The organism is Ideonella azotifigens (assembly GCF_006519715.1).
GTDB classification, from domain to species: Bacteria; Pseudomonadota; Gammaproteobacteria; order Burkholderiales; family Burkholderiaceae_C; genus Ideonella; species Ideonella azotifigens.
Map to the genome: position 1 here is coordinate 1 of NZ_VIDT01000483.1, position 4,329 is coordinate 4,329.

General features: G+C 68.7%; 5 protein-coding genes. 4 read left to right on the top strand and 1 reads right to left on the bottom strand.

The window, feature by feature from the left end; all coding sequences use genetic code 11:
• From FKP22_RS22400 to FKP22_RS22410, 3 genes are all read left to right on the top strand, one after another.
• On the top strand, nt 1-630 hold a 630-nt coding region (locus tag FKP22_RS22400), incomplete at its 5' end, for an SDR family NAD(P)-dependent oxidoreductase (RefSeq protein WP_141289897.1).
• A 62-nt stretch (nt 631-692) separates the two neighbouring features.
• On the top strand, nt 693-1,676 hold the full coding sequence (locus FKP22_RS22405) for a Bug family tripartite tricarboxylate transporter substrate binding protein (protein WP_141289898.1): 984 nt from the start codon (nt 693-695) through the stop codon (nt 1,674-1,676).
• 154 nt (nt 1,677-1,830) lie between these two features.
• Entirely contained in the window at nt 1,831-2,283 is a 453-nt protein-coding gene (locus FKP22_RS22410) for a DUF1016 N-terminal domain-containing protein (protein WP_141289899.1), read from the top strand.
• On the opposite strand, the gene FKP22_RS22415 is transcribed toward FKP22_RS22410, so the two are convergent.
• Entirely contained in the window at nt 2,251-3,132 is an 882-nt protein-coding gene (locus tag FKP22_RS22415) for an AraC family transcriptional regulator (RefSeq protein WP_141289900.1), read from the bottom strand. The genes FKP22_RS22410 and FKP22_RS22415 overlap by 33 nt on opposite strands.
• A gap of 194 nt (nt 3,133-3,326) precedes the next feature.
• On the opposite strand from FKP22_RS22415, the gene FKP22_RS22420 reads away from it, so the two are divergent.
• On the top strand, nt 3,327-4,329 hold a 1,003-nt coding region (locus FKP22_RS22420), incomplete at its 3' end, for an alpha/beta hydrolase (protein WP_141289901.1).

The following is a 4,329-nucleotide window of genomic DNA, read 5'->3' on the forward strand; positions in this document are numbered from 1 at the left end:
GCCGCCGAGATCGGCGGCCTGGGTTTGCGCTGCGACATCACCGACACCGCCAGCGTGCTGGCTGCGCTGGCCGCCGCGGCAGAAGCCCACGGCCCGGCGCGTGTGTTGATGAACGTGGCCGGCATCGGCGGCGCCAAGCGGCTGATCGCCAAGGACGGCACGCCGATGCCGATCGAGGACTTCCAGCGCATCATCAACGTCAACCTGGTCGGCACCTTCAACATGATCCGCCTGGCCGCCGCGGCCATGGTCAAGCTGGAACCATTGCAGGATGGAGCACGTGGCGTGATCGTCAACACCGCCTCGGTGGCAGCCTACGACGGCCAGATCGGCCAGGAAGCCTACGCGGCTTCGAAGGGCGGCCTGGTCTCGCTGACGCTGCCGCTGGCGCGCGACCTGGCGCAGTTCGGCGTGCGCGTGGCCACCATCGCGCCGGGCCTGTTCCTCACGCCGCTGCTGCACGAGCTGCCTGCCGAGGTGCAGCAGTCGTTGGCCGCGTCCATCCCGTTCCCCAAGCGCCTGGGCCAGCCGGAAGAGTTTGCCGAACTGGCGCTGCACATCGTCCGAAACGGGCACCTCAATGGCGAGGTGATCCGGCTGGATGGCGCCTTGCGCATGGCGCCCCGCTGAACTGTTTTCCCGATTCCCAAAAAGGGCCGCGCTGACGGCCCGCCCACAACGGAGACAAACCGATGGACCTTGATCGCAGACAGTTCCTGCTGGCCACTGGCGGCACGCTTGCCGCCGGTGCCCTGCCCGGCCTCGCGCAGGCACAAAACCTGGAGACCGCCCGCATCGTCGTGGGCTTCCCCCCTGGCGGCACCACTGACGCGGTGGCCCGCCGCATGGCCGACAAGCTGCGCGGCAACTACGCCAAGGTCGTGCTGGTGGACAACAAGCCCGGCGCGGGCGGACGCATCGGCGTGGACGAACTGCGCCGCAACCCGCCCGACGGCAGCACCCTGCTGCTCACGCCGGCCTCCATCATCACGCTGTACCCGCACATCTTCACCAAGCTGCCGTACACCACGGACGACGTGAGCCCCGTCAGCACGGCCTGCATCATCAGCTTCGCCTTCGGTGTCGGCCCGGCCGTGCCGGCTTCGGTGAAGAACCTCAAGGACTATTTCGCCTGGGTCAAGGCCAACCCGGCCCAGGCTGGCTACGCCACGCCCGGCGCCGGCACGCCGCCCCACTTCCTTGGCATGCTGCTGTCCAAGGAAAGCGGCGTGGAGTTGAACCACGTGCCCTACCGGGGCTCGGCGCCGGGCATCCAGGACCTGGTGGGCGGCCAGATCCCGGCCATGAGCTCACCCATTGGTGACTACCTGCCCCACCTGGCCAGCGGCAAGCTGCGCGTGCTGGCCACCTCCGGCCCCAAGCGCTCCCGCTTCACGCCCGACGTGCCCACCTACGCCGAACAAGGCTTCCCCGCGCTGCAGATCCAGGAGTGGTACGGCTTCTTCCTGCCCGGCAAGGCCTCGCCCGAAGCCGTCACCCGGGCGGCAGACGCCATTCGCGCTGCCGTCGCCCAACCGGATGTCGCCGAGGCCTTCTCCCAACTCGGCTTCGAAGCCTCCGCCATCACCCCGGCCGACATGGCCAAGGCCGTCAAGGCCGAGTCCGCCGCCTGGGGCCCGCTGGTCAAGCGGGTGGGATTCACGCCGGAGGCGTGAGTGCCTGCGACGGGGCCGACTTGGGCCCCCGTCGGCGCCGAAGAGATTCAGGCAGCCCGGCGCTTCTTCCGTCGCGCCCGCCACTGCACTTGGCCATGGCCGGAGCTCAGCGGCTGGCGGGGCAAATGCCCCTAGGTGCTGGACAATCCCGGCCATGAAGCCGAAAGCCGCAGCGCCGTCACCCGCAGCCTTGGTGCCCGAGGGCATCGACGAAGCCGCCCTGATGGGCGATCTGCGCGCGCTTGTCAGGTCGGCCCGCGAGCGAATTGCAGCGGCTGCGTACGCCACTCAGACCTTGCTGTGCTGGCACATAGGCAAGCGCCTTGCGAGAGAGCATCTTCAAGGCGGCAGGGCGGCGTATGGCAAGCAGATTCTCGTGACGGTGTCACGAGAATTGACGGCCGACCATGGCCGAGGGTTCAGCTACGCCGAGCTGGCCCGCATGATCCAGTTTGCCGAGGCATTTCCCAGCGAAGCCATTGTCGTGACGCTGTCACAACAATTGAGCTGGTCGCACAGCGCAGCGCGGCGCTGCGCTGCGACCCCGAAGGCGAGCAGCCGTGAACCCACCAATTCAATGCGAATTTTGACCAACTCGCGCCGGTGATCCGGGAGCCTGGTCAACCCCAGCGGCAGACGCCCCGCGCCGCCATTCCCCCGGCCGCTGCCCCGTCTGCGCCTGGAAGGCGCGGGACAGCGCGGCCTCGTTGCTGTAGCCCACCTCCTGGGCCACCAGCTTCAATGGCATGCCGGCAGCCAGGTGCTGCTGGGCCAGGCCGATGCGCCAGGCCTGCAGGTAGGCCCCGGGCGTGACGCCGACGACATCGCGGAAGGTGTTGGCGAAGGCCGTGCGGCTCATGCCGGCCAGTTCGGCCAGGCTTTCGAGTGACCAGGGCTGCTGCGGGCGCTCGTGCAGCGAGACCAGCATGTTGCGCAGCCTCGGGTCTGCCAGGCCGGCCAGCATGCCCGAGCGCACATGGCCCCGGTCCATCACCACCCGCAGCAGCTGGATCAGGAGTGCCTCGAACAGCCGGTCCAGCATGGCCTGGCGGCCGCAGTTGCGCGCATCGGCTTCCGAAAACAGGTGCCTCAACAGGAAATCCATTTCCGGTGCCTGGGCCAGCGGCAGCTGCACCACGTCCGGCAACGCCGCGGCCACCGGGTTGGCCACGCTGCCGGTGAACTCGATGTGGGCGCAGACCATGTCGGCGCCGCGCTGGGCGTCGGTGATGAAGCGGCGTGGCAGCGGCCGCGGGTAGAGCAGCAGGCTGGGCTCGCACACCTCCAGCGGCGGCGCCGCGCCGAAGTGGTCCACCGCCAACCGGCCAGCGCGGACGACGTGCAATTGCCCGCGCGTCTCATCTTCGCCAATGGCGTTGATGCCGCACAAGGCCCCGCTCTGGAAGGTGCGCGCCGAGACTGAAAAGCGCTCGAACAGCGCGGCGAGCCGGTCCATGGGTGTGGCCGTGCAGCCAGCTTCGTTGAGGTCAGGCGTGAGGCTCACTGTACTAATTGATATTTTTCAAGAACGCAAAGATACCAAACATACATACCCGGCAGGCAAAGTTCAGTCCATCGAACGCCGCGCTGAAGCCCTTTCTGGACCACAGCGCGGCGCCAACCCTCAACCGTCAGCCCAAAGGAACTGCCATGACCTCCGTTCGCACCCTGATCGCTTCTGCCGCCGCCGCCCTCGCACTCGGCATCACGGTCGGCTCCGCCACTGCCGCCGGCAGCCCCGGCGTGGAGCACCAGACCCAGGCCTTCCTGGAGGCCCTGGCCAAGGGCGGCGGCCAGCCGCTGGAAACGCTGAGCCCGGCCGATGCGCGCCAGGTGCTGGTCGGTGCGCAAGCTGGCGCCAAGCTGCCGCCGGCCGACGTGAGCGAGAAGACCATCCAGGTGAACGGCCAGCCGCTGAAGCTCCACATCGTGCGGCCCGCGGGCGCCAAGGGCGTGCTGCCAGCCTTCATCTTCGTGCACGGCGGCGGCTGGATTTTGGGCGACTTCCCCACCCACGAGCGCTTCGTGCGCGACCTGGTGGCCGACTCCGGCGCGGTCGCGGTGTTCGTCAACTACACGCCCTCGCCCGAGGCGCGCTATCCGGTGGCCATCCAGCAGATCTATGGCGCAACCAAGTGGGTGGCCGAGCACGGCGCCGAGATCGGCGTGGACGGCCAGCGCCTGGCGGTGGTGGGCAACAGCGTGGGCGGCAACATGGCGGCCGTCACCGCGTTGATGGCCAAGGAACAGCATGGCCCCGCGCTGCGCGCCCAGGTGCTGTTCTGGCCGGTGACCAACGCCAGCTTCGAGAACGCCTCCTACGACGAATTCGAGGCCGGCCACTTCCTGACCCGGCCGATGATGAAGTGGTTCTGGGACGCCTACACCAGCGACGCCAAGCAACGCCAGGACATCCACGCCTCGCCGCTGCTGGCCACGACCGAGCAGCTGAAGGGCCTGCCGCCCGCGCTGGTCATCACCGCCGAGAAGGACGTGCTGCGCGACGAAGGCGAAGCCTACGGCCGCAAGCTCGACGCCGCGGGCGTGCCCACCGTCGTCACCCGCTACAACGGCATGATCCACGACTTCGGCCTGCTGAACGTGCTGGCCGACGTGCCGGCGACCCGCGCCGCGCTGCACCAGGCGGGTGAAG